The following is a 613-nucleotide window of genomic DNA, read 5'->3' as shown; positions in this document are numbered from 1 at the left end:
CCCCACGCATATGCCCCCACGCCCCCACCCCGTTACCAGCGGAGCGAATTCGCGTTGGTCAAGAAAGAGTTGACCGATACGCGCCGCAATCGCGGCACCTCCCCTTTTTCAACGCCGGTTCGAGAGGCTTGTTCATGGCCGACCACGCAACCCACGACGCCCAGGCTCGGGCCAGCCTGCACTTGCTGGTGCGGGACATCGAGCGGGTCCGCCGGCAGGTGGACGCACTGCGCACCCTCACCGCCCAGTTGGGCAATGTCTACCGCCCGCGCCGCTCCGGCCCCTCCACGGGCTTCGTCGTCTACGGACGCGCCCCCGCCCCGACCGTCCGCCTCGCCCAGGAGCTGCGGGACAGTGTCGAGACCCTGGTCACGGCAGCCGTGGACTTCGACCGCTCGCTCGGCTTCTCCTGGGACGCGGTGGGCTCGGCCCTCGGCGTCACCAAGCAGGCCGTTCACCGCCGTTACGGCGCCCGCCGCGCCGCCGCCCAGGCCGCCGCGGAAGCGGAGCGCACGGGGGATCCCCAGGGCACCCGCACCGTCAACGTCGGCTCCGGCATCCCCACGGTCCCGGCGGCCCGCTCGATGCCCGCACCCCTGCCCGCCCCGGTGCC

General features: G+C 72.8%; 1 protein-coding gene. It reads left to right on the top strand.

Features of this window, described 5'->3' with window-relative positions; genetic code table 11:
• Positions 1–134: 134 nt before the first annotated feature.
• On the top strand, positions 135–613 hold a 479-nt coding region (locus P1P70_RS45535), incomplete at its 3' end, for a hypothetical protein (protein ID WP_319248476.1).

The organism is Streptomyces sp. MB09-02B, assembly GCF_033794485.1.
Classification (GTDB): Bacteria; Actinomycetota; Actinomycetes; order Streptomycetales; family Streptomycetaceae; genus Streptomyces.
This window is presented reverse-complemented; position numbering and strand designations above follow the sequence as displayed.